At 70.2% G+C, this 20,049-nt stretch carries 20 protein-coding genes and 1 pseudogene; 11 read left to right on the plus strand and 10 right to left on the minus strand.

Going from position 1 to position 20,049, the window contains the following annotated elements; genetic code table 11:
* Together HY68_RS44210 and HY68_RS29705 are read right to left on the minus strand one after the other, a co-directional pair.
* Positions 1-689: pseudogene (locus HY68_RS44210) on the minus strand (hypothetical protein); the annotation flags it as partial.
* Between the two features lie 161 nt (positions 690-850).
* Positions 851-1,825: a hypothetical protein gene (locus tag HY68_RS29705; protein WP_041994693.1), complete on the minus strand. Its 975-nt coding sequence runs from the start codon at positions 1,823-1,825 to the stop codon at positions 851-853.
* A gap of 176 nt (positions 1,826-2,001) precedes the next feature.
* On the opposite strand from HY68_RS29705, the gene HY68_RS29710 reads away from it, so the two are divergent.
* Together HY68_RS29710 and HY68_RS29715 are read left to right on the plus strand one after the other, a co-directional pair.
* The gene (locus HY68_RS29710) at positions 2,002-3,753 is read left to right on the plus strand and encodes a glycosyl hydrolase family 18 protein (protein ID WP_041994696.1); all 1,752 of its coding nucleotides are present in this window, start codon (positions 2,002-2,004) and stop codon (positions 3,751-3,753) included.
* Positions 3,754-3,773: 20 nt separating this feature from the next.
* Positions 3,774-4,139: an MmcQ/YjbR family DNA-binding protein gene (locus HY68_RS29715; RefSeq protein ID WP_041994699.1), complete on the plus strand. Its 366-nt coding sequence runs from the start codon at positions 3,774-3,776 to the stop codon at positions 4,137-4,139.
* Positions 4,140-4,199: 60 nt separating this feature from the next.
* Here HY68_RS29715 and HY68_RS29720 read toward each other — a convergent pair whose 3' ends face one another.
* From HY68_RS29720 to HY68_RS44215, 3 genes are all read right to left on the minus strand, one after another.
* Complete coding sequence (locus HY68_RS29720) at positions 4,200-5,357, minus strand: glycoside hydrolase family 88 protein (RefSeq protein WP_052457224.1); 1,158 nt, start codon at positions 5,355-5,357, stop codon at positions 4,200-4,202.
* A gap of 95 nt (positions 5,358-5,452) precedes the next feature.
* A complete protein-coding gene (locus HY68_RS29725) occupies positions 5,453-5,716 on the minus strand; it encodes a DUF4190 domain-containing protein (protein WP_041994702.1) in 264 nt (87 codons plus the stop codon).
* Positions 5,717-5,728: 12 nt separating this feature from the next.
* Complete coding sequence (locus HY68_RS44215; protein WP_041994705.1) at positions 5,729-5,890, minus strand: hypothetical protein; 162 nt, start codon at positions 5,888-5,890, stop codon at positions 5,729-5,731.
* A 154-nt stretch (positions 5,891-6,044) separates the two neighbouring features.
* Here HY68_RS44215 and HY68_RS29735 point away from each other — a divergent pair, with 154 nt between their 5' ends.
* The 7 genes from HY68_RS29735 (at position 6,045) to HY68_RS43005 (ending at position 13,280) form a co-directional block, all read left to right on the plus strand.
* The gene (locus tag HY68_RS29735) at positions 6,045-6,671 is read left to right on the plus strand and encodes a hypothetical protein (RefSeq protein ID WP_041997580.1); all 627 of its coding nucleotides are present in this window, start codon (positions 6,045-6,047) and stop codon (positions 6,669-6,671) included.
* An 81-nt stretch (positions 6,672-6,752) separates the two neighbouring features.
* Positions 6,753-7,715, plus strand: coding sequence for an alpha/beta hydrolase (locus HY68_RS29740; RefSeq protein WP_078864021.1), 963 nt, complete (start codon positions 6,753-6,755; stop codon positions 7,713-7,715).
* A 14-nt stretch (positions 7,716-7,729) separates the two neighbouring features.
* Positions 7,730-8,572: an alpha/beta hydrolase gene (locus HY68_RS29745; RefSeq protein ID WP_041994708.1), complete on the plus strand. Its 843-nt coding sequence runs from the start codon at positions 7,730-7,732 to the stop codon at positions 8,570-8,572.
* Between the two features lie 344 nt (positions 8,573-8,916).
* A complete protein-coding gene (locus tag HY68_RS29750) occupies positions 8,917-9,447 on the plus strand; it encodes a hypothetical protein (RefSeq protein WP_063779688.1) in 531 nt (176 codons plus the stop codon).
* A gap of 85 nt (positions 9,448-9,532) precedes the next feature.
* Complete coding sequence (locus HY68_RS29755) at positions 9,533-12,850, plus strand: RHS repeat-associated core domain-containing protein (protein WP_052457225.1); 3,318 nt, start codon at positions 9,533-9,535, stop codon at positions 12,848-12,850.
* Positions 12,851-12,954: 104 nt separating this feature from the next.
* Positions 12,955-13,104: a hypothetical protein gene (locus tag HY68_RS43000; RefSeq protein ID WP_157874425.1), complete on the plus strand. Its 150-nt coding sequence runs from the start codon at positions 12,955-12,957 to the stop codon at positions 13,102-13,104.
* Entirely contained in the window at positions 13,104-13,280 is a 177-nt protein-coding gene (locus HY68_RS43005) for a hypothetical protein (protein WP_157874426.1), read from the plus strand. The genes HY68_RS43000 and HY68_RS43005 overlap by 1 nt, the downstream gene beginning before the upstream one ends.
* Positions 13,281-13,299: 19 nt before the next feature.
* Here HY68_RS43005 and HY68_RS29760 read toward each other — a convergent pair whose 3' ends face one another.
* The gene (locus HY68_RS29760) at positions 13,300-13,866 is read right to left on the minus strand and encodes a helix-turn-helix domain-containing protein (protein WP_041994711.1); all 567 of its coding nucleotides are present in this window, start codon (positions 13,864-13,866) and stop codon (positions 13,300-13,302) included.
* A 75-nt stretch (positions 13,867-13,941) separates the two neighbouring features.
* On the opposite strand from HY68_RS29760, the gene def reads away from it, so the two are divergent.
* Complete coding sequence (gene def / locus HY68_RS29765; protein ID WP_241778713.1) at positions 13,942-14,592, plus strand: peptide deformylase; 651 nt, start codon at positions 13,942-13,944, stop codon at positions 14,590-14,592.
* A 25-nt stretch (positions 14,593-14,617) separates the two neighbouring features.
* Here def and HY68_RS29770 read toward each other — a convergent pair whose 3' ends face one another.
* Positions 14,618-15,961 carry a lysine N(6)-hydroxylase/L-ornithine N(5)-oxygenase family protein gene (locus HY68_RS29770; RefSeq protein WP_041994716.1) on the minus strand — a complete coding sequence of 448 codons (1,344 nt, stop codon included), beginning with the start codon at positions 15,959-15,961 and terminating at the stop codon, positions 14,618-14,620.
* A gap of 76 nt (positions 15,962-16,037) precedes the next feature.
* Between HY68_RS29770 and HY68_RS29775 the strand changes: the two genes are divergently transcribed.
* Positions 16,038-16,997 (plus strand): methionyl-tRNA formyltransferase, encoded by a 960-nt coding sequence (locus HY68_RS29775; protein ID WP_041994720.1) that lies wholly within the window; start codon positions 16,038-16,040, stop codon positions 16,995-16,997.
* Here HY68_RS29775 and HY68_RS29780 read toward each other — a convergent pair.
* Genes HY68_RS29780 through HY68_RS29790 form a run of 3 tightly spaced genes read right to left on the minus strand, consistent with a single transcriptional unit; the run spans position 16,964 to position 19,902 of the window.
* A complete protein-coding gene (locus tag HY68_RS29780) occupies positions 16,964-17,788 on the minus strand; it encodes an ABC transporter ATP-binding protein (protein WP_041994723.1) in 825 nt (274 codons plus the stop codon). The two genes, HY68_RS29775 and HY68_RS29780, sit on opposite strands and share 34 nt — an antisense overlap.
* A 19-nt stretch (positions 17,789-17,807) precedes the next feature.
* Positions 17,808-18,875 carry an iron chelate uptake ABC transporter family permease subunit gene (locus tag HY68_RS29785; RefSeq protein WP_041994725.1) on the minus strand — a complete coding sequence of 356 codons (1,068 nt, stop codon included), beginning with the start codon at positions 18,873-18,875 and terminating at the stop codon, positions 17,808-17,810.
* Between the two features lies 1 nt (position 18,876).
* Entirely contained in the window at positions 18,877-19,902 is a 1,026-nt protein-coding gene (locus tag HY68_RS29790; protein ID WP_198533438.1) for an iron chelate uptake ABC transporter family permease subunit, read from the minus strand.
* Positions 19,903-20,049: the final 147 nt, after the last annotated feature.

A 20,049-nucleotide genomic window follows, 5' to 3' on the forward strand; every position in this document is an offset into this window, starting at 1 on the left:
CCCGCGATCGCGGCGGCGGCCGATGCGGCTATGTCCTTGGCCTTGTCCTTGACGGACCCGTCCGCCGATGCGCCGGGCGACCTGCTGGGATCGTCGCTCGGCCCCGCCGACGTGGGGCCGTCCGTGGCCGAGGGTTCGGCCGAGGCCGAACCGGCAGGCGCGCCTTGGGAGTTCGGTGCCGCAGCGGCGTCGGACGTACCGGAGCCGCCGCTGCCGCCGAGGACTCCCGCGCCGATCGCGACGGCGGCGGCGACCACGACGACGGCGCCGGCCACCAGCAGAGCGGTCTTGCGGCGGCCGGTGCCGGACGGCGTCGCCGGGTCGCTCTCGTCGTCGGCAGCGACGAAGTCCGGTGTCGACGGCGGTACCGGCGGCAGGGGTTCGGTCTCGGCGGCCGGCGCGGCGGAGCCGGCGGCCACGGCTTCGGGCTCGCCGGGCGCTTCGGGTCCGCCGGCCGTCAGAGCGGCCACGTCCTCGTCGCGTGCGATCCTCGGAGCCGCGGTGTCACCCGGTGTCTGCGCGTTGTGCAGCGAGACGTAGGGGCGCGTGTGCAGCATGTCGAGTGTTTCGACGTGGTCGTCTTGGGCGGTGCTCTCCGCGGCTGTCTCCGCGGGGATGGCGCAGGCGCAGTCGGGGCGGCCGTCCTCGCGTGCGGGTGCGAAGCAGCGAGGGCAGGGTTCTGGCTTCACGGACGATTCCTTCCGGGGTTCGCAGCGATTATGCAGAGCCCCCGGCCCTTCGCGCAGCGCTTCCTAGTGTTGTTTGCTGATCGATACCGACTGCTCCGAGGGAGGTAACTGCCCATTTTCCGGCTCACTCGGGCAAATGCCGATCAAGTCCGGGGGACGCGTCAACTCCTGCCCTCGCGCACGGTGCTGAGGATCTTGCGCACCGTCGCGTCCGGCACCTCGTCCGGCACACCGGTCGCCCCGAAGAACGTCCACGACACGAAGTCGCCCTTGGCGTTCTCGAAGGCGAAACTGGTCACTTTGCCGTCACTGTCACACTTGCCCTTCTTCGGCACACCGGAGGAAACGGCCGTCGTCAGACTCCCCTTGATGCCCGACGAGGTGGTGTACGGCTCGACCGGGCCCGGCTTGATCGTCTTCTTGTCCGGCTGGGTGTACGCCCCGTAGAGCCACAGCGAGGCGTTGTTCTTGGCCGCCTCGTCGGTGGTACTGGCGCCGCGCTCCCCGCGCGACCCGGCGGCCGCGAGCGCGGTGTCCTCCGTGCTGCCGTTCCCGTCCTCGTCGGACGAGCACCACTTCTCCTTGAGCATGGCGGGGGCGGTGAAGCCGATGAGCGGCTTCTCGTCCGGGTCGCTCTCGTCGGTGACGTACGTCGTCCAACTGGCCGCCTTGAGGCCCCACTCCGGCGGCACGTCGAAGACGACGCCGGTCGAGGGGTTCAACACGGCCTTCCAGCCCGCGACGACGGGCTTCGGCGCGCTGTCACGTTCGTCCGCGCCACCCGAAGCGGTGGGCGAGACGGGGCCGTTCGTCGACGGCGTCTTGGTCGGGTCGACGTTCTTGCCCTCGTCGTCGGAGCCGCCGCCCAGCACCAGGAATCCCGTGACGGCCGCGGCGACCACCACGACGGCGGTTGCGACGACGGCGACGAGTTTGGTCTTCCCGCCGCCCCCGCGCGGCGGTTCGGGCGGTCCCGACGTGACGGTGGGGGCGGCCCACGGCGGGGTCTGCCCCGGTGCCTGACCCGGTTGCGTGTACGGGTTCGGCTGTTGGTACGGATTAGGCTGCTGGTACGGATTCGCGTACGGGTCCTGCGCGTTGGGCCCGTCCCCCGGTTGCTGCTCTCCTGGCCACATGGAAGGCCACGATAGAGGGGCGTTATGTGCCGGGTGAGCCCCGGGTCCCTTGCCCCGACCGGGTGGATGGATAAGGCAAACAGTACGGAATGAAGTGGTCCAGACCCTTGACGGCCCGTTGGTCCAGACCAATTATGGGCGCGATCCGCCTGCTGTCTCACCCATCGGGAGCCCCCATGAGACGTACGAGATCCGTCAGAGCGCTGCTCGCCACCCTGGCGACCCTGGCCGCTTCGGCCGGCCTGGTCCTCACCACCGGAGCCGCGGCGCACGCCGCGACCCCGCTCCCCGCGCATGTCTTCGCGCCGTACTTCGAGGCGTACAACGGCGACAGCCCCGCGGCCCTGGCGCAGCAGTCCGGCGCCAAGTACCTGACGATGGCCTTCGTCCAGACCGAACGGCCCGGTTCCTGCACGACGTACTGGAACGGCGACACGGGCATGCCCATCGCCTCCTCGGTGTTCGGCCAGGACTTCACCACCATCCGCTCACGCGGCGGCGATGTGATCCCGTCACTCGGCGGCTACGCGGCCGACAACGGCGGCACCGAGATCGCGGACAGCTGCACCAGCGTGGACTCCATCGCCGCGGCGTACGAGAAGATCATCACCACCTACGACGTCTCGCGCCTCGACATGGACGTCGAGGACAACTCGCTGACCAACACGGCGGGTATCGACCGCCGTAACAAGGCGATCAAGAAGGTGCAGGACTGGGCGGCGGCCAACGGCCGTTCGGTGCAGTTCTCCTACACCCTGCCCACCACCACGAGCGGCCTGGGCGACACCGGACTCGACGTGCTGCGCAACGCCGCGTCGAACGGCACCCGGGTGGACGTGGTCAACCTGATGACGTTCGACTACTACGACAACGCCACGCACAACATGGCCAACGACACGAAGACGGCGACGACCGGACTCGTGGGCCAGCTCGCCCAGTTCAACCCCGGCAAGACGCAGGCGCAGCTCTGGGGCATGGTGGGCGTCACCGAGATGCCGGGCATCGACGACTTCGGCCCCGCCGAGACCTTCACCACCGCCGACGCGCCCCCGGTGCTGGACTGGGCGGTTTCCAAGGGCATCAACACCCTCTCCTTCTGGGCCCTTCAGCGCGACTCGGGCTCGTGCCCCGGCACCGGCGGCTCCGACAGCTGCTCGGGGATCCCGCAGGACCCGTGGTACTTCACCCACACCTTCGCGCCGTTCACCGGCGGCGGCAGCGGCCCGGTGACCAACGACTTCTCGGTCTCCGTCGCCCCGGGCTCCGCTTCGGTGCAGCCCGGCGGCTCGACCACGGCGAGCGTGAAGACGGCCGTCACCTCCGGCACGGCGCAGACCCTCGCGCTCAAGGCCACCGGCGCGCCCGCGGGCGTGACGGCGGCGCTCAGCCCGGCGTCGGTCACCGCCGGCGCCTCGGCCACGCTCTCGGTCAGCGCCTCCGCTTCGGCCGCGCCGGGGACGTACCCGCTCACCGTGACGGCGACGGCCGGGTCGGTCAGTCACACCGCCACCTTCACTCTGACGGTCCCGGGACCCGGTGGGGACAGCGGCGCCCTGGTCAACGGCGGCTTCGAGAGCGCGTCCCTGGCACCGTGGACCTGCGAGAGCGGCGGCGCGCTGGTCACCACGCCGGTGCACGGCGGTACGCACGCGCTGAAGTCGGCGCCCACCTCCGCGCAGACGGGGCAGTGCGGCCAGACGCTCACCCTCAGCCCCAACACGCACTACACCCTGAGCGGTTGGGTGCAGGGCAGCTACGCCTACCTGGGGGTGAGCGGCGGTGCCACCGCCAGCGCGTGGACCAGTTCGACCGGCTGGTCCAAGCTGACGGTGCCCTTCACCACCGGCGCCTCCGGCACGGTCACCGTCTACCTGCACGGCTGGTACGGCCAGTCGGCGGTGTACGGAGACGACTTCGCGCTGACCTGAGAGCCGTCTAACGTGGGGGTGTGATTGATGCTGATGACGTGCGCCGTATCGCACTGTCGCTCCCCGAGACGCTGGAGAAGGAAGCGTGGCGCATGCCCACGTTCCGGGTCGCCGGCAAGATGTTCATCACGGTCCCCGACGACCAGACGTCGTTCGCCGTGCGCTGCCCCAGGCACGAGCGGACCGAGCTGATCGCGGCGGAACCTGAGAAGTTCTGGGTCCCGCCGCACGAGGCGAGTTCGTCCTGGGTACGGGTACGGCTCGCCGCCCTGGAGGATCTCGACGAGCTGTACGACATCCTGGCCGACTCCTGGAAGCAGGCCGCACCGGACCGGCTCACGGAGAACTTCGTGGCCCCCGCGCGCCGGGATCCCGGCTCCGCGTGAGAGGGCACGGCCGGCGGATCCTCGGATCCGCCGGCCGTGCCGTCGGGTCTTGCGGCCAGGTCAGGCCAGCGCGGCCAGTTGGGACCCGGCCAGCAGGAAACCGCCCACACCGAAGTCGGCGGTGCTGTCGTAGGTGATGGGCTGGCTCGACTCGGGGCGGTCGCCTACCTTCTGTACGTAGCCGAGGACACCGTCCGGATGGACGGCGGTAGCGACCAGACCGTTCCAGCCCCGCGCGGCGACCGGCAGCAGAGTCGCGCTGTCGACCAGGCCCGCACCGATCGCGTACGCCGTCCCGTACACGAAGAACGCGGTGCCGCTGGTCTCAGGACCGGGCAGATGCGCGGCGTCGCCGAGGTTGACGTTCCAGAAGCCGTCGGTGCGCTGGACCTTGGCCGTGGCCGTCACCAACTGGCGCAGCGTGTCGCGGTATTCGGCGACATGGCGCTCGGCTGCGGGCAGCGCCTTGAGTGCCTTGGTGTGGGCGCCGGCCACCCAGCCGTTGCCGCGTGACCAGAACACCGGCTTGCCGTTGGGGGAGACGATCCCGCCGCGTACGAAGTTCGCGTCGCGGTACCAGAGGCCGGAGGCCGAGTCGTACAGACCCGGGCCGCCCTCGGCGTGCTTGGTGTGGCTGTAGAGGCTGTACAGCTTCTCCCAGTACTGCGGATCGTCGCGCAGCGCGCCGATCCGCGCGAACGAGGGCATCGCCATGTGCAGCGCGTCGTCCCACCACCAGTCGTCGTTCTTGCCCGGCTGGTCGGTGTAGACCATGCGGTGCAGCGACGTCTCGATCGCGTCGAGCTTCTGGTCGTCCGGTTCGATCTCGTACAGGTCGAGATAGGCCTGGCCCGCGCACTGGTTGTCCGCGTGCCGGGTGGTGGTGCCGCCGATCAGCCCGTAGTCGTGGCTCTCCGCCCAGTTCCTCGCGTAGTTCAGATAGGCCGTGTCGTTCGTCAGTCTGAACAGGGCCAACAGCCCGCTGAAGAAGGTCGCGTTGGCCCAGCCGTTGTCGCCCGGGTTGACGTGTGCGCCGATCCAGTGGTCGGCCACCCGCCGCAGAACGCTGATGATGTCGTCCCTGGACGGGAGTTGGGCGGACGGTGCGGCGGTGGTCGCTCGGCCGGACGCGGCGGTCGCCGTACCGGACAGCGCGGGAAGCAAGGTGGCTGCCGTCGCTGCCGCGACACCGCCGGCGATCAACTGTCGTCTATCCATGTGAACTGCTCCTACATCTGTGGGGGTGCAGTCATCATCGACGCTTCGCCTTCACGGTGTCCATGGTCCGTACCAGGATTCCGGCGCTGCCGCGGCTACCAGCTGACGGTGTGGTCGGCTGCCGTCAGCACGGCCAGCACGATCAGGTCGGCGGCGCCCAGGGCCAGTCCGAGATACGCCCGGCCGCGGTGCCCGGTGCGCCGGACCAGCGCGAGCGTGCCCAGCACGAGTGCGGCGGGCCCGAGGAAGAGGTTGAACACCAGCAGCCCGACCAGGCCGAGGACGAAGGAGGCGACGGCCATCCCGTCGGCGGTACGGCGGGTCGACTCGGGGGTGCGCACGGGGGTCTTGACGGTCATGGTCCTGACTCCTTACGAGTGGCCCCGGCTGTGGGCGTGCCGCTTGCGCAGCGCGTACACCCCGAGCCAGCAGGCGATGACGGCGGCGGCGCCGAGCGCTACGGGCAGCGGTACGTGCACGACGGCTCCGAGGACGACTCCGAACAGCAGCAACGCTCCGACGAGAACGAACATGTCTCTCCTTGGCTCTCGGGTGTCTCGCGGATCTTGTGCACTGCGCGTGCCCGAGCGTTACCGACGGAAACGGCGGCGGTGTGTGGTGCCACCCACATCCGGGGGCGGAGCTACGGTGTGCGCCTGTATCGGAACCGACTTCCAGGGAGCCGTCGTGTCGTCAGCGTTCGAGGACCGTCCTGAGCGGGCCGGCTACCGGCGTTCGGCCGGGTCGCCGCGTGGCGAGGCCCGGCGGCTGGAACTGCTGGGCCGGGTCACCGACGACCTCGCGGCCAACGGGCTCGTGGACTTCTCGCTCCGGCGGGCCGCGCGGGCGGCGGGCGCCACCCACAAGGTGCTGCTCTACCACTTCGACGGGATCGACGACCTGCTCAGGCAGGCGATCGTCCAACTGCGGGAGCGCCGCGTCGACAAGGCCTTCACCGCGGCCACCGCGGGTCAGCCGCGCCGGCCGCTGGCGGACTGGGTGCGCGTGGTGTGGCCCGTCCTGGTGGGCGAGGAGGCGCGGGTGCTGGACCAGGCCATCGGGCTGGCGATGTACGACCCCGGGCGGCACGGCGCGCTCGGCCGCGAGGCGTCGCAGCAGTATCTGCCGCTGCTGCTGTCCATCTGCCCGGAGCACTGGCCGCAGCGGCGGAAGCTGGAGGTCGCCGAGATGATCCTCGCCGTGCTCAGGGGCTTCCTCGTGGACGCCAGGACGAGCGGCGACAGCGCGGGGATCGCCGCGGGATTCGAGGCGTTGGGCCGCGCGCTGGAGCGGGAGGAGGCCGCCGAGGAGTAGGGGCCCGGCGCGCGTGGACAGCATGCGAACCACGTGGTTCACTTTAAGGACAGGGTGAATCTCGGCCACGGGGAGACCGGCATGAGCATGTCCTTGAATCGGGAGAAGGTCCGCTTCGCCAGCGGCGGCACGGAGTGTGTGGCCTGGCACTATCCAGGGACCAACGGCGGATGCGTGGTCATGGCGGGCGGCGGGGGAGTCACCAAGGAGCCGGGCACCGACCGGTTCGCGAAGCGGTTCAACGCAGCGGGGTTCGCCGTCCTCGCCTTCGACTACCGCCGGCTGGGGGAGAGCGGCGGGCAGCCGCGCCAGGTCGTGCGCATGAGGGACCAGGTCGACGACTGGCAGGCGGCGATCGGCTTCGCCGCCACGCTTCCGGGGGTCGATCCGGCCCGGCTCGGCGTGTGGGGCTTCTCCCTGTCCGGCGGTCATGTCTTCCCGGTCGCGGCGCGCAATCCGCAGCTCGCGGCGGCAATCGCGCAGACACCGAACGCCGACGGCCCCGTGGCTTCCCGTAACGCGTCGCGCCACCAGAAGCCGCTCGCGATGCTGAAGGTCACCGCGCTGACCCTGCTCGACATGCTGGGCGGTCTCGTCGGCCGCAAGCCCCTGCTGATCGGACTCTCGGGGGAGCCGGGTGAGACCGTCATGCTCGCCACGCCGGACGGCAGGCTCGGCGACCAGGTGCTCAACCCGGACAACGCGTATCCGCGGTGGCAGCAGGAGGTCGCGGCGCGCTCGGTGCTCAACTTCAGCCTGTACAAGCCCGGTCGGCACGCGTCCCGGGTGCGCTGCCCGCTCCTGGTCGTCGTGGCCGACCAGGACCAGTCGGTCCTCGCCGCACCGGCGGTGCGCGCCGCGGGGCAGGCGCGGGACGCCGAGCTGGTCCACGTACCCGGGGGACACTACGCACCCTTCCAGGACGCCCACGAAAGCGCCGTCGAAGCCGAACTGGACTTTCTGCGCCGCCGGTTGCTCGGCGAGGGCGCAGGGGGTCACGCCTCGCGCGGGGCGGCGCGGCCGGCGCCGGGGCGCGGGATCTGAGGGGGAGACCCGGGATGACACTGATCGAGCTGTCGGCCGGACCGGTCGAGTACGAGGACACCGGCGGTGAAGGCCCCACCGTGGTGCTGCTGCACGGGCTGATGATGGACTCCTCGCTGTGGTCGGGGCCGGTGGCCGAACTCGCCGCCGGCCACCGCTGTGTGACACCGACACTCCCGCTCGGGGCGCACCGCCACGCGACGCGCCCCGACGCCGACCTGTCGCTGCCCGGGGTGGCGAGGCTGGTCGTCGAGTTCCTCGACCGGCTCGACCTGCGGGACGTCACGCTGGTCGGCAACGACACCGGCGGCGCCCTGGTCCAGCTCGTCATCGCGGGGGACGCGGCAAGGGTGGGCCGGGCCGTCCTCGTCTCGTGCGAGGCGTTCGACAACTTCCCGCCCGGACTCACGGGCCGGACGCTGATGCTCACCGGCAAGCTGCCACCCCGGCTGTTCGGGATGTTCATGCAGCAGATGCGGCTACGGGCCGTGCGCCGCTCGCCGTTCGCCTTCGGTCAGTTGACCAGGCGGGGGGACGCGGCAACTCGCCGCTGGGTGGAGCCGGTGATGAAGCGTCAGGAGATCCGCCGCGACGCGGTCCGCATGCTGCGCGCCGTGGGCGCCGACACCGATGTGCTGAGCGAGGCCGCCCTTCGGCTGCCGGACTTCGACCGCCCCGCCCTGGTCGTCTGGGCCCGCGACGACCGGGTGATGCCACCGGCGCACGGCAGGCGACTCGCCGAACTCCTGCCGCACGGAAGCCTGGTGGAGATCGCGGACAGCCGCACCCTCGTCCCGCTGGACCAGCCCGGTGAACTGGCGCGCGTGGTGCGGGAGTTCACCCGGCTGACGGTGTGACACAAACGGTTGCGCCTTGCCGGGAGCGCCGGGTGTAAACCTGTGAGACAAGTCACGCTTCCCGTGGCAACGCGGCTTCGTGAAGCGGAGCGTCGGCGCGGCCTCAAGAACGTAAGCCGAGCGGAGCCGGCGCCTGGGTTTCCTGTGAGGGAACGGTGGAAATTCCGTGCCCTCACGGACCGTGTCGACTGTTGCTATCTGTAAACCGTTCGCTGGAATTATCGGTTCCATCTCCCCCTCGGGCAACGATGTGAAGGCGCACCGGATGGTGTGCCTTGATGTGCATGGCCGCATGACGCGTGGGGCGTTCTGCGGGTGCGCATGACCGTGGGGGAGAAACACTGATGAACCGCATACGTTCCATGGCGGCGGCGGTGACCGTGGGGGCCGCCCTGTCGCTGCTGGGTACCGGAGTGGCGAGCGCGGGCACCGGACCCGTGCCGGGCACGGGGTCCTCCGTACCCGCATCGGGCACGACCGCCAGTGAGACGGGCAATCCGCACAGCGCCCAGGCGGCCGCTGCCGGCGTCTGCACGGACGCCTACCAGATCGGCACCACGTCGTACGCCTACCGGGGCACGGAGACGATCGCCTCGGTCAAGCAGTTCTACTCGCCCACGTGCGACAAGAACTACGGCTACGTGTGGGTGTGGAAGTCGTTCCTGGACAAGAAGATCAACTTCGATCTGACCGTCGGAGTCTGGTCGTTCGAGCGCGAGTCGCTGGTCGGCAACAGGACCGTGTTCGACACACACGGCCAGGAGTTCTGGGGAAACGCCGCCGACACGACCGACGAGTGCACGTCCGGCGACGGCGCGATCAGCGTCGTCGGTGAGCAGGGCCAGTACCACGCCCGCTCCTCCAAGCGCTGCTGACCCCGGCGCGCCACCACCGCGCCGCTGACCCCGGCGCGCGGCCTGACCAGCCCATCGTCACCACCAAACTCGGGGAGAGACCCGCATGTTCGGCATGCCATTGAACCGCCGTCGCAGACGGCTGGTTCCCCTGTCGGCCCTCGCCGTCGGCACGGCGACCATCACCTTCGCCGCCTTGATCCCGTCGGCCGCGGCGGCCGCGCCGCCGGCCGCACGCCCGACCGCATCGACGCACACCGCACCACCGTCCCCCTCGCCCTCCGGCGTCACCAGGGCCCCCGCCAGCAACGCGATCGGCGTGCCGGGCGCCGACCGTCCGCTCGTCGAACCGGACGCCTTCGCCGCCGGCTTCCAGGGGCTGGGCATCGGCCAGGTGCCCTGGTCGCAGTTCTGGCAGGCGCAGCCGTCCGACTCCGTCAGCGCCCAGGTCAACCTCGGCAACGGCAATCTGCTCGTCAGCGTCGCCGCCTTCGACATCGCGGACGCGGGGCCGGGACTGTCGCTCGGCAACGCCTACAACGGCCTCAACACCAGCTGGAAGGCGACCACCGGCAGTGACTACCTGATCCACGAGGCCACCCCGGACGACGTCTATGTCCAGGGCCCTTCGAGCACCATCGCGGTGTTCGGCCGCAGCGGCTCCGGATTCACCCCCGCGCCCGGCTACAAGCAGGACCTGACCGAGGCGTCGGACAAGAAGTCCTTCACGCTCACCTCGCGGGGCAACGGCCAGAAGACCACGTTCACCCGCGCGGGCACCACCGGCGACGCGCGGGTCAGCAAGGTCGAGGACAAGAACGGCAACGCCACGACGGTCAGTTACTCCGGGGCCTTCACCTCGAAGATCACCTCGACCTCCGGCCGCACGCTGACCTTCACCAACGACGGCGCCCACGTCACCAAGGTCGCCGACAACACCGGCAGGTCCGTGGGGTACGGCTACACCGGCGCGGACCTGACCTCGTTCACCGACTCGGCGGGCAAGAAGACCCTCTTCGGCTACGACACCTCGCACCGGCTGACGAAGATCACCACACCCCGGGGCAACGTCACCACCTTCACCTGGGACACCGTGCGCGTCGCCTCGGTCACCCGGGTCATCGACAAGGCGGCCGGCACCGGCAACACCACCGCGTTCCGCTGGGTGCTGCCCCAGCCGGGCTCCGAGGGCGAGGGCGTCGTCCGGATCACCGACCCGCGCGGCAAGAACACACTCAAGACCGTGGACGCACGCTGGCGCGTGACGAAGACCGAGGACCCGCTGGGGCACACCCGGTCCAAGACCTGGGGACCCGACAACAACGTCACCAGCGCGGTCGACGGGATGGGCAGCGGCACAGCGGACGGCAACACCGTCAAGTTCGAGTACGACGACGCCTTCAACCCGACCACGGCCACCCAGCCGACCGGCGCCCGGTCCACCATGAACTGGGTGCAGAAGTCGGGCGGTTACTACCCCGACACGATGACGTCCGCGTCGAGCCAGCAGGCCGCCAACGCCTACGACACGTCCGGCAACGTACTCAGCCAGAAGGACTCGACGTCCGGCGGCACCGCCGCGTCCTGGGACTACACCTACAACCCCAAGTCCGGCACGATGACCTGCGGCGGCAAGCCGGGGCAGCGCTGCACGGCAACCGACTCGCGGGGGAAGAAGACCAGCTTCGGCTACGACGCGAAGGGCGATCTCACCACCATCACCCCGCCGGGCCCGCAGAAGCCCCTCACCTACACCTACGACGACCTGGGCCGGGCCCGCACCGTCAAGGACGGCCGGGGGATCGTCACCACCTACGGCTACGACGACCGCGACCGTGTCGTCTCGCAGCAGGCGGGCTCGGCCACGGCGGAGTTCGGCTACGACGACGACGGCAACATCGTCTCGCGCCGCACCCCCGCCGGTACGACGACGGTGACGTACGACGAGCAGAACCGCGAACGCACCCGCACCCTGCCCGGCACCGCCACCACCTCCGTCACCTACGACCCCACGGGCAACGTGGCCTCCGCCGCCGACCCGTCGGGCACCACGGTGTACGGCTACGACGACGCCAACGCGCTCACCTCGCTGACGGAGCCGGGCGGGGCCAAGACCGCGTACGAGTACGACAAGAACGGCAAGCGGACGAAGACGACGTACCCGGGAGGGACGACACAGAGCGTGACGCTGGACAAGTCCAGCCGGCCCACCAAGATCGTCGCGGCGAACGGCAGTACGACCTTCTCGACGATCAGCTACGACTACGCCCAGTCCGGCAAGGACACCGACAAGGTCCGTACCCGTACGGCGGACGGCGCGGCGACCGCGTACAGCTACGACACGCAGGGCCGACTGACCAAGGCCGTGGAGACCAAGGCCGGCGCCACTACGGCCGGTTGGTCGTACTGCTACGACAAGGCGGGCAACCGCACAGGATCGTCGACGGGCACCACGCTGCCCGCGGGATGTGACAGCGCCCAGGTCGACTACGCGTACGACGACGCGGGCGAACTCACCAGCCGCGACGGCGACTCGGGCTTCGGCTACGACGGCGCGGGCAACGAGACGTCGGCGGCGAGCCCCACCGGGGTCCGTACGGGCGGCAGTTGGTCGCCGTTCAGCCAGCTCGGCGGTTTCACCGACGACGGCGCCGCCACCGTCAACACGTACGCGGGGGTGGACAACAACCACCGGCTCAGCAGCGACGGCACCACGTTCGTCAACACCGCCGTCGGGCTCAGCGGCCAGAGCGCGGCCGGTGCGGCGACCGGCTTCGTGCGGGAGCCCTCGGGCACCCTGACCGCCATCAAGACCGGCGGCGCCAGTCAGTACTACCTCACCGACGCCCAGGGCAGTGTGATCGGTCTGGTCGACGCATCGGGCAGGCGTACGGCGACCTACTCGTACGGGCCCTACGGCGAGGCACGCACCAACTCGGGCCCCGCAGGCCAGCCGTACCGCTACACCGGCAGCTATCTCGATCCCAGCGGCCTCTACAAGATGGGTGCCCGCTACTACGACCCCGCACTGGGCCGCTTCACCCAGCCCGACCCTTCGGGCAAGGAGGCCAACCTCTACGCCTACGCCAACGGCGACCCCGTCAACCGCGCCGACCCCAGCGGTCTCTTCTCCTGGAGCAAGCTGGGCAAGGGGCTGGCCAAGGAGGTCGGGGGAGCCTTCGACGCCGAGGCCGTGCTCGGGATCGCGACCGAACTGGGCCAAGGGCACTACGTCAAGGCCGCGGCGGCGGCCGCGGGCACCGTGGCCGGTGCGATCACGGACGCGACGTGCATCAGCGCGGCCGCGGCGGTGAGCCTGCCGACGGCCGGGGTGGGCGGCGCCGTCGTGGGTCTCGGCTGCGGATTCGCCGGCGACTTCGTCGGCAGCCAGGTCGAGAGCGCGGCCGAGGAGTCCTGGTCGTGACGGTGGCCCCGCCGCCGCACGACTGATCACCGGGGGAGCGGGCAGGCGAGAGGACCCACGGTCCTCTCGCCTCCCGTCCCCCCGACCCGGAGAAGGAGCAGAGAATGAACCCGAACGCCGCTAGCGGGCGCGGTAGTTGGATACCTGACGGCACGGCGGGAGTAATCGTCGTGCTGTGCATCTTCGCCTTCGTGGTCGGTATGTTCGGCTACGGGATCTGGAACAAGCGACGCAAGGAACGGGGTGGCAGGTAATGGGCAAGGTGACGGGCGTACTGCTCATCGTGATCGGAGTGGCGATCGGCGCGCTGGGGCGGCTGACCGCGTCCCGCTACGGCCAGGACTCGGCGGTGGCCAAGATGGTGATCTGGGTCCTGTGCATGGTCGTGGGCGTCGGTGTCGCCGCGCTCGGTGTCAGCCAGGTCGCCTGAGCGCACGATTGACGACCTGTCAGGAATTTTCCGGGAGCAGCGGGAAGATCCGGGTGACGGCCGCGACCGCCAGTGCGCCGGCGGGACGTTCGGAAGGCCGGTCGTCCCGCCGCCGGTAGCCGGCCAGGAGTAGGCGGATCGACTCGGCGAGTTCGCTCATCTCGGCCGGTGTCAGATGCAGGACGGCGCTGAACGCCTCGTCCTGCCGCCACTCGGCCGGCGCCGTCGCGCGGTGTGACAGCCAGCGCTGGTAACTCTCGTCCTCAAGACCGCGCGCCAGTGTGTCGAAGCTCGCCGGTTCCGCCGCGTCGCCGCCGGGCCCGGCGCCGTCCGGCCCGGTGGGCTCCCACCGCAGCCGCCACGGCCGCGCCCTGCCGCCACTGTGCGGCGCCTCCTCGATGAGTCCGTGCCGGGCGAGCTGCCGCAGATGGAACGAGCAGAGCCCGGAGCTCTGCCCCAGGCGCTGCGCGGCTTCCGTGGACGTGACCGTGCCGACCTCGGCCAGCAGATCCAGCAGGGCGATCCGCAGCGGATGGTCCGGCAGGGACGAGGCGGGGGCCGTCGGGCGATGCTCACTGGTGCTCACTTTGCAAAGGATGCTACTTTGCAAAGCCTTCGGTCAAGTGGGCTCGTAAAGGCGTTGATTCCTATGGCGGTTCGGATGAGGGACGGAGCGTCCCAGGCGCCCGGTGTGCGCGTGCAGGGGGAGCGGGTCGGCAGCTATCCCCGGCTCGCGCCGGAGGCCGGGCGGGGATCGGTGCGCCGGATCACCGTCGTCGGCGAGGAGATCCTGAGCCGGCGCTCCCAGCCCGTCACGGAGTTCGGCACACCCGGGCTGTCGCGGCTGGTCGACGACATGTTCACCACGCTGTACGTGGCCGAGGGCGCCGGACTCGCCGCCAACCAGGTCGATGTGGACCTGCGGCTGTTCGTGTGGGACTGCGCCGACGAGTGGGGTGTACGCCATGTCGGGCACATCGCCAACCCGGTGCTCGACGAGCTGCCGGCCGCCGAGCGCAGACTCCTCGACGAGGGGGAGGGCTGTCTGTCGGTGCCCGGCCCCTCCCGCACCGTTCCGCGCCCCGACCACGCGGTGGTCCGGGGGTTCGACCTGAACGGCGACCCGCTGGTCATCGAGGGGTTCGGGTACTTCGCCCGCTGTCTCCAGCACGAGACCGAGCATCTGCAGGGCCGGCTGTATCTGGACCGGCTCGACCGGCGGGAGCGGAAGGGCGCCTTGCGTGAGATGGCGGCCTCCCGGGACGACGTCTTCGCCCGCCGGGCGGAGCGGGCGAAGACGCTGGGCGGGTAGCCCGGGGACGCGGCTGGGGACGGCGTCAGGCCGCGCTCCTCGCCGCACCCCGCGTTCTCGTCGTGTGCTCGGCGAGGAGCGACGCGTGGATCTCGCCCGCCCGTACCGCCGTGTTGGACAGCAGGGTCGAGGTGAGACCGTGCGTGTGCTCCGTGCCGCCCTGCAGATAGATGCCGGAGACGACGTTCGGGGCGGTCACCGCGCGATGGTCGCGCCCGACCAGCGGCGCGTCCTCCTCGTCGCGCAGCAGCAGCTTGCCGATCTCGCCCAGCCGCTCGCCGATGTCCGGCGGCCGGTAGCCGGTCGCGTGGACGAGCAGATCGGCGGTGAGCACGCTGCGTTCACCGGTCGGCAGGAACTCGACCGTGACGTCGATGCGTTCGCCGCTCTCCTCGACCTCATGGATGCGTGAGACGTTGAGCATGCGCAGCCGCTCCCGGCCCTGGACCTTCTCCTGGTACATCGTCCGGGACAGCGACTCGATCAAGTCCAGGTCCACCACGGAGTAGTTGGTGGCGCGGTGGTAGTCGAAGAGCGCCCGCTTCACGCCGCGCGGGGCGTTGTAGTAGATGTCGACCGCCTCCGGGTCGAAGATCCGGTTGGCGAAGGGACTGTCGTCCGCCGGGGTGTAGCCGTACTTGGAGAAGACCGAGCAGATCTCGGCCTCGGGGAAGCTGCGGTGCAGATAGTCCACCGCCTCGGCCGCGCTCTGCCCGGCGCCGAGCACCACGGCGCGCTTGACCGGCGTACGGCGTTCGGTCAGTTCGGCGACCCTCGGCATCAACTCGCTGTTGTGCCACACCCGGTCGGACAGCACCGTGCCCGGCGGCAGATGGGGCTCCATGCCGGTCGCGACGCAGATGTTGCGGGCGCGGCGGGTGATCGTACGGCCGGGGTCGGCCGGGTCACGGCTGACGACGTCGAACCACCGCACCTCGCCGTCCTCGGTGACCGGGAGCACCGAGAGGACCTCCGCCGCGTACTCCACCAGGTCCGACACCCGGTCGGCCGACCATTCGAGATAGTCGTGGAACTCGATCCGCAGCGGGAAGAGGGTCTTCTGGTTGAGGAAGTCGACCAGCCTGCCCTGTTCCCGCAGGTAGCACAGGAAGCTGAAGTCGCTCGTGGGATCCCGCATCGTGACGAGGTCCTTGAGGAACGACACCTGCATCGTGGCGTCGTCGATCAGCATGCCGCGGTGCCAGCCGAAGCGCGGTTGTTTCTCCAGGAATACGGCCTGAATCCGGTCATCGGGGCGGACTTGTCCGTTGTGTTCCTGAACTGCTATCGCGAGAGCCAGGTTTGACGGCCCGAAGCCGATCCCCAGGACGTCGTAGATGGTGTCCGGCTCACTGTGCAGTGTTGTCACCGCGTCATCGCCTCCCTAAGCAGCCACATGTTAGATAAGGTTAGCCTTACCTTGCAACGTCTGAGGAGGATTCACCATGCGGGTTGTCATGTTCGGCTACCAGACCTGGGGTCATCGAACGCTCCGTGCGCTCCTGGAATCCCGGCACGAAGTGGTCCTTGTCGTGACACACCCCAGCAGTGACCACGTCTACGAGAAGATCTGGGACGACTCCGTCGCCGAACTCGCCGAGAAGCACGGCGTACCGGTGCTGCTGCGCAACAGGCCCGACGACCGGGAACTGCTCGACCGGCTCGCGGAGGCGGCGCCCGACATCATCGTCGCGAACAACTGGCGTACCTGGCTGCCGCCGGAGATCTTCGACCTGCCGCCGCACGGCACGCTCAACGTGCACGACTCGCTGCTGCCCTCGTACGCCGGCTTCTCGCCGCTGATCTGGGCGCTCATCAACGGCGAGCGGGAAGTGGGTGTCACGGCGCACCGGATGGACGCCGAACTCGACGCGGGCGACATCGTGTTGCAGCGGGCCGTGCCGGTCGGGCCCGCCGACACGGCGACGGACCTATTCCACCGCACGGTCGACCTGATCGAGCCGATCGTGACCGAGGCGCTGGACCGTATCGAGTCCGGCACCGCCGAGTGGAGCCGGCAGGACCGGTCGAAGGCCAGCTTCTTCCACAAGCGCTCGCTCGTGGACAGCCGCATCGACTGGAACTGGCCCGCCGAGGACCTGGAACGGCTCGTACGGGCCCAGTGCGATCCGTATCCCAACGCCTTCACCTACCACCGAGGCGAGCGGCTGCGGATCGTCTCGGCCGGGCTCTCGGAGGCGAACTACGGCGGCACCCCCGGGCGGATCTTCATCCGCGAGGGCGACGGCATCGTGATCGTCGCCGGTGAGCGGGCGCGGGCGGGCCGCAGCCGCGGTCTGCTCGTCAAGCGGGTACGGACCGAGGACGGCACCGAGCACGCCGCAACCGACTACTTCCGCACCATGGGCGGCTACTTGACGGCGACGGGCCCCGGCGTGTCGTGATGCCGGCTCATCGGGATGATCATCGGCGTTCCGCTGACCGGGTCACTGGTGACCTGGCAGCGGAGCCCGAAGACCTCCTCCACGGTGGGCGCGGTGATGACGTCGACGGGGGAGCCCTGCGCGACGATGTCCCCCGACTTCATGGCGATCACATGGTCGGCGTACCGGCAGGCCTGGTTGAGGTCGTGGAGCACCATCACGACCGTGCGTTTCTCGTGCCGGTTCAGATCGGTGATGAGGTCCAGGACGTCGATCTGGTGCGCCAGGTCCAGATAGGTGGTCGGCTCGTCGAGCAGCAGCACCGGCGTGCCCTGCGCAACCGCCATGGCGATCCAGGCGCGTTGCCGCTGGCCGCCCGACAGCTCGTCCACCGGACGGTCGGCCAGGTCGGTCATGGCGGTGGCGCGCAGCGCGTCGTGCACGGCCTGCTCGTCGCCCTTCGACCACTGCCGCCACCACGTCTGGTGCGGGGACCTGCCGCGGCCGACCAGGTCGATGACGGTCAGCCCCTCGGGCGCCACCGGGCCCTGCGGCAGGATCCCGAGCCGCTGCGCCAGTTCCCTGGTCGGTATGGACTGCAGGGCGCGTCCGTCGAGTTGGACGGATCCGGCGCGCGGCGACAGCAGCCGTGCCAGCGCCCGCAGCAGGGTGGACTTGCCGCACGCGTTGGCCCCGACGATCGCGGTGATCCGGCCCGGCGGGATCGCCACGTCGAGTTTCTCCACGACGACGCGGCTGTCGTACGCCAGCCGCAGCCCTTCGGCCCGCAGATCGGGTCGGGCGGGGTCCACCGGGTTCGATGACACGAGTTCAGCCTCCTGAGCCGACGCGGTTGGCACGGACGAGCAGCCAGAGCAGGACCGGGGCGCCCAGCACACCGGTGACCACACCGACCGGCAGCTCGGTGTCGGGAATGAGCTTGCGCGCGATCAGATCCGCGCCGAGCACGGCCAGCGCGCCGGTGAGCCCGGAGGCCAGCGGCGGCGGCCACGCGGTTCGCGCCAGCCGCTGGGTGATCTGCGGCGCCGCGAGGGCCACGAAGGCGACAGGGCCCGCAGCGGCCGTACCGAAGGCGATCAGGCCGACCCCGGTGAGCAGCACGGCTAGCCGTACCGGCTGCACCGGCGTACCGAGCCCCTTCGCGACGTCGTCGCCCAGTTGCAGGGTGCGCATCCAGCGGCCGAGCAGCAGGGCCGCCGGGAGCAGTACGACGAGGGCGGCGGCCAGCGGACGTACCTGCGCCCAGTCGCGGCCGTTCAGATTGCCGACGAGCCAGCCGAGCGCCGCCTGTGCCTGGAACTGGCCGCCGCGGGCCATGAGATAGTCCGTGGCGCTGGTGCAGATCCAGGAGACGCCGATGCCGACGAGCACGATGCGGTAACCGGTCGTCCCGCGTTTCCAGGCCAGTACGTAGACGAGCAGGGCGGCGGCCAGCGCGCCGACCAGCCCCAGCGACTGGGTGCTCAGCCCGGCGTCCCAGCCGAGGACGATGCCGGCGACCACGGCGGCGCCCGCGCCCTGCGTGATGCCGATCATGTCGGGGCTGGCCAGCGGATTGAGCGTCATCGTCTGGAACAGGGCTCCGGAGACCCCGAAGGCGACACCGACGAGCAGCCCGGTCAACGCCCGTGGCAGGCGCAGCTCCTGGACGATGAGCCGGGTCCCCGGATCGCCGGAACCCACCAGCGACCGCATGACGTCGCCGAGTCCGATGTGGATGTCACCGACGGAGATGCCGACGCAGAAGACCAGGAAGGTGGCGACGGCCAGGGCGGCGCTGACGGCGAGCAGGCGGGGCCGCAGCACACCGGAGACCGGCAGGGCCGTCAGCCGGAAGGTGATACGTCCCGGGGTGCGGGCGGGCAGGAGTCCGGTCATCTCACAGCTCCGCGAGTCGTCGGCGGCGGACCATCACAATGAAGAACGGGCCGCCGATGAAGGCGACCAGGATGCCCGCCTGGATCTCCACAGGGCGGGCGACGATCCGTCCGACGATGTCGGCGAGGAGCAGCAGGCACGGTGCCAGCACGGCCGAGAGCGGCAGCAGCCACCGGTGGTCGGGGCCGATTCCTGCGGCCTGGGTCAGCACCCGCGCGATGTGCGGGACGACGAGTCCGACGAAGACCACGGGCCCGATGACGGCGACCGCCCCGCCGGTGAGGAAGGTGACGGCCAGTACGCCCTGGATACGGACGAGGCCGAGGCGCAGCCCCAGCGACGCGGCCACGTCGTCGCCGAGCGCCAGGCTGTTCAGCGCGGGGGCGCTGGCCAGTGCCAGCACCGCGCCGACGGCGAGGAACGGCAGCACCTGTGTCAGCGCGTCGTTGCTCTGGTTGGCCAGCGATCCGGCCTCCCAGAACCGGTAGCGGTTCAGGGCGTCGGGGTCGGTCAGGACGACGGCGCTGGTCAGCGACGACAACAGCGAGGTGACGGCGACGCCGGCGAGCGCCAGTTTGACCGGCGTCGTCCCCGATCCGCCGAGTCCGCCCAGCAGATAGACCAGCACGCTCGCGACGAGCGCGCCCGCGAAGGCGAACCAGATGTAGCCGTACAGCGCGCCGAGTCCGAACACCCCGACGGAGAGCACAATGGCGAACGCGGCGCCCGCGCTGACCCCGAGCACCCCGGGGTCGGCGAGCGGATTGCGCGTCAGCGCCTGCATGAGGGCGCCGGACAGACCGAGGGCGGCGCCCGCGGCGAGGCCAAGTGCCGTACGCGGCAGCCGTACCGACCAGATGACATGGTCGATCCGGCTGCTCGGCGGGTGGCCCAGCAGGGTGTCGACCACTTGGCCGAGAGGCACCCGCAGTGCGCCGAGCGCCAGCGACAGCAGGCACAGCGCCACAAGGGCGGCGCACGGCAGCACCACCAGGAGCACAGCGCGAGGGGCTCTCGCCCGGGTCACCGAGCTCTCCACGTCATCATCCTTTAGGTTAGGCAGCCCTTAACTGTAGAGCAGGCCACCCGTACGGGTGCTGGTGGGTGCGGCCTGTTGAATTAGGTAAACCTTACCTTAGTATGGCTCGAATCCGGCTCCACCGAGCCGGCACCG

The organism is Streptomyces sp. AcH 505, from assembly GCF_000818175.1.
Taxonomy (GTDB): Bacteria; Actinomycetota; Actinomycetes; order Streptomycetales; family Streptomycetaceae; genus Streptomyces.

What these genes read in the sequence shown, in the direction of transcription:
- HY68_RS29705 (WP_041994693.1), bottom strand. Translation starts at nt 1,825, where the DNA reads ATGTGGCCAGGAGAGCAGCAACCGGGGGACGGGCCCAACGCGCAGGAC.
- HY68_RS29710 (WP_041994696.1), top strand. Translation starts at nt 2,002, where the DNA reads ATGAGACGTACGAGATCCGTCAGAGCGCTGCTCGCCACCCTGGCGACC.
- HY68_RS29720 (WP_052457224.1), bottom strand. Translation starts at nt 5,357, where the DNA reads ATGGATAGACGACAGTTGATCGCCGGCGGTGTCGCGGCAGCGACGGCA.
- HY68_RS29725 (WP_041994702.1), bottom strand. Translation starts at nt 5,716, where the DNA reads ATGACCGTCAAGACCCCCGTGCGCACCCCCGAGTCGACCCGCCGTACC.
- HY68_RS44215 (WP_041994705.1), bottom strand. Translation starts at nt 5,890, where the DNA reads ATGTTCGTTCTCGTCGGAGCGTTGCTGCTGTTCGGAGTCGTCCTCGGA.
- HY68_RS29740 (WP_078864021.1), top strand. Translation starts at nt 6,753, where the DNA reads ATGAGCATGTCCTTGAATCGGGAGAAGGTCCGCTTCGCCAGCGGCGGC.
- HY68_RS29745 (WP_041994708.1), top strand. Translation starts at nt 7,730, where the DNA reads ATGACACTGATCGAGCTGTCGGCCGGACCGGTCGAGTACGAGGACACC.
- HY68_RS29750 (WP_063779688.1), top strand. Translation starts at nt 8,917, where the DNA reads ATGAACCGCATACGTTCCATGGCGGCGGCGGTGACCGTGGGGGCCGCC.
- HY68_RS29755 (WP_052457225.1), top strand. Translation starts at nt 9,533, where the DNA reads ATGTTCGGCATGCCATTGAACCGCCGTCGCAGACGGCTGGTTCCCCTG.
- HY68_RS43000 (WP_157874425.1), top strand. Translation starts at nt 12,955, where the DNA reads ATGAACCCGAACGCCGCTAGCGGGCGCGGTAGTTGGATACCTGACGGC.
- HY68_RS43005 (WP_157874426.1), top strand. Translation starts at nt 13,104, where the DNA reads ATGGGCAAGGTGACGGGCGTACTGCTCATCGTGATCGGAGTGGCGATC.
- def (WP_241778713.1), top strand. Translation starts at nt 13,942, where the DNA reads ATGAGGGACGGAGCGTCCCAGGCGCCCGGTGTGCGCGTGCAGGGGGAG.
- HY68_RS29775 (WP_041994720.1), top strand. Translation starts at nt 16,038, where the DNA reads ATGCGGGTTGTCATGTTCGGCTACCAGACCTGGGGTCATCGAACGCTC.
- HY68_RS29785 (WP_041994725.1), bottom strand. Translation starts at nt 18,875, where the DNA reads ATGACCGGACTCCTGCCCGCCCGCACCCCGGGACGTATCACCTTCCGG.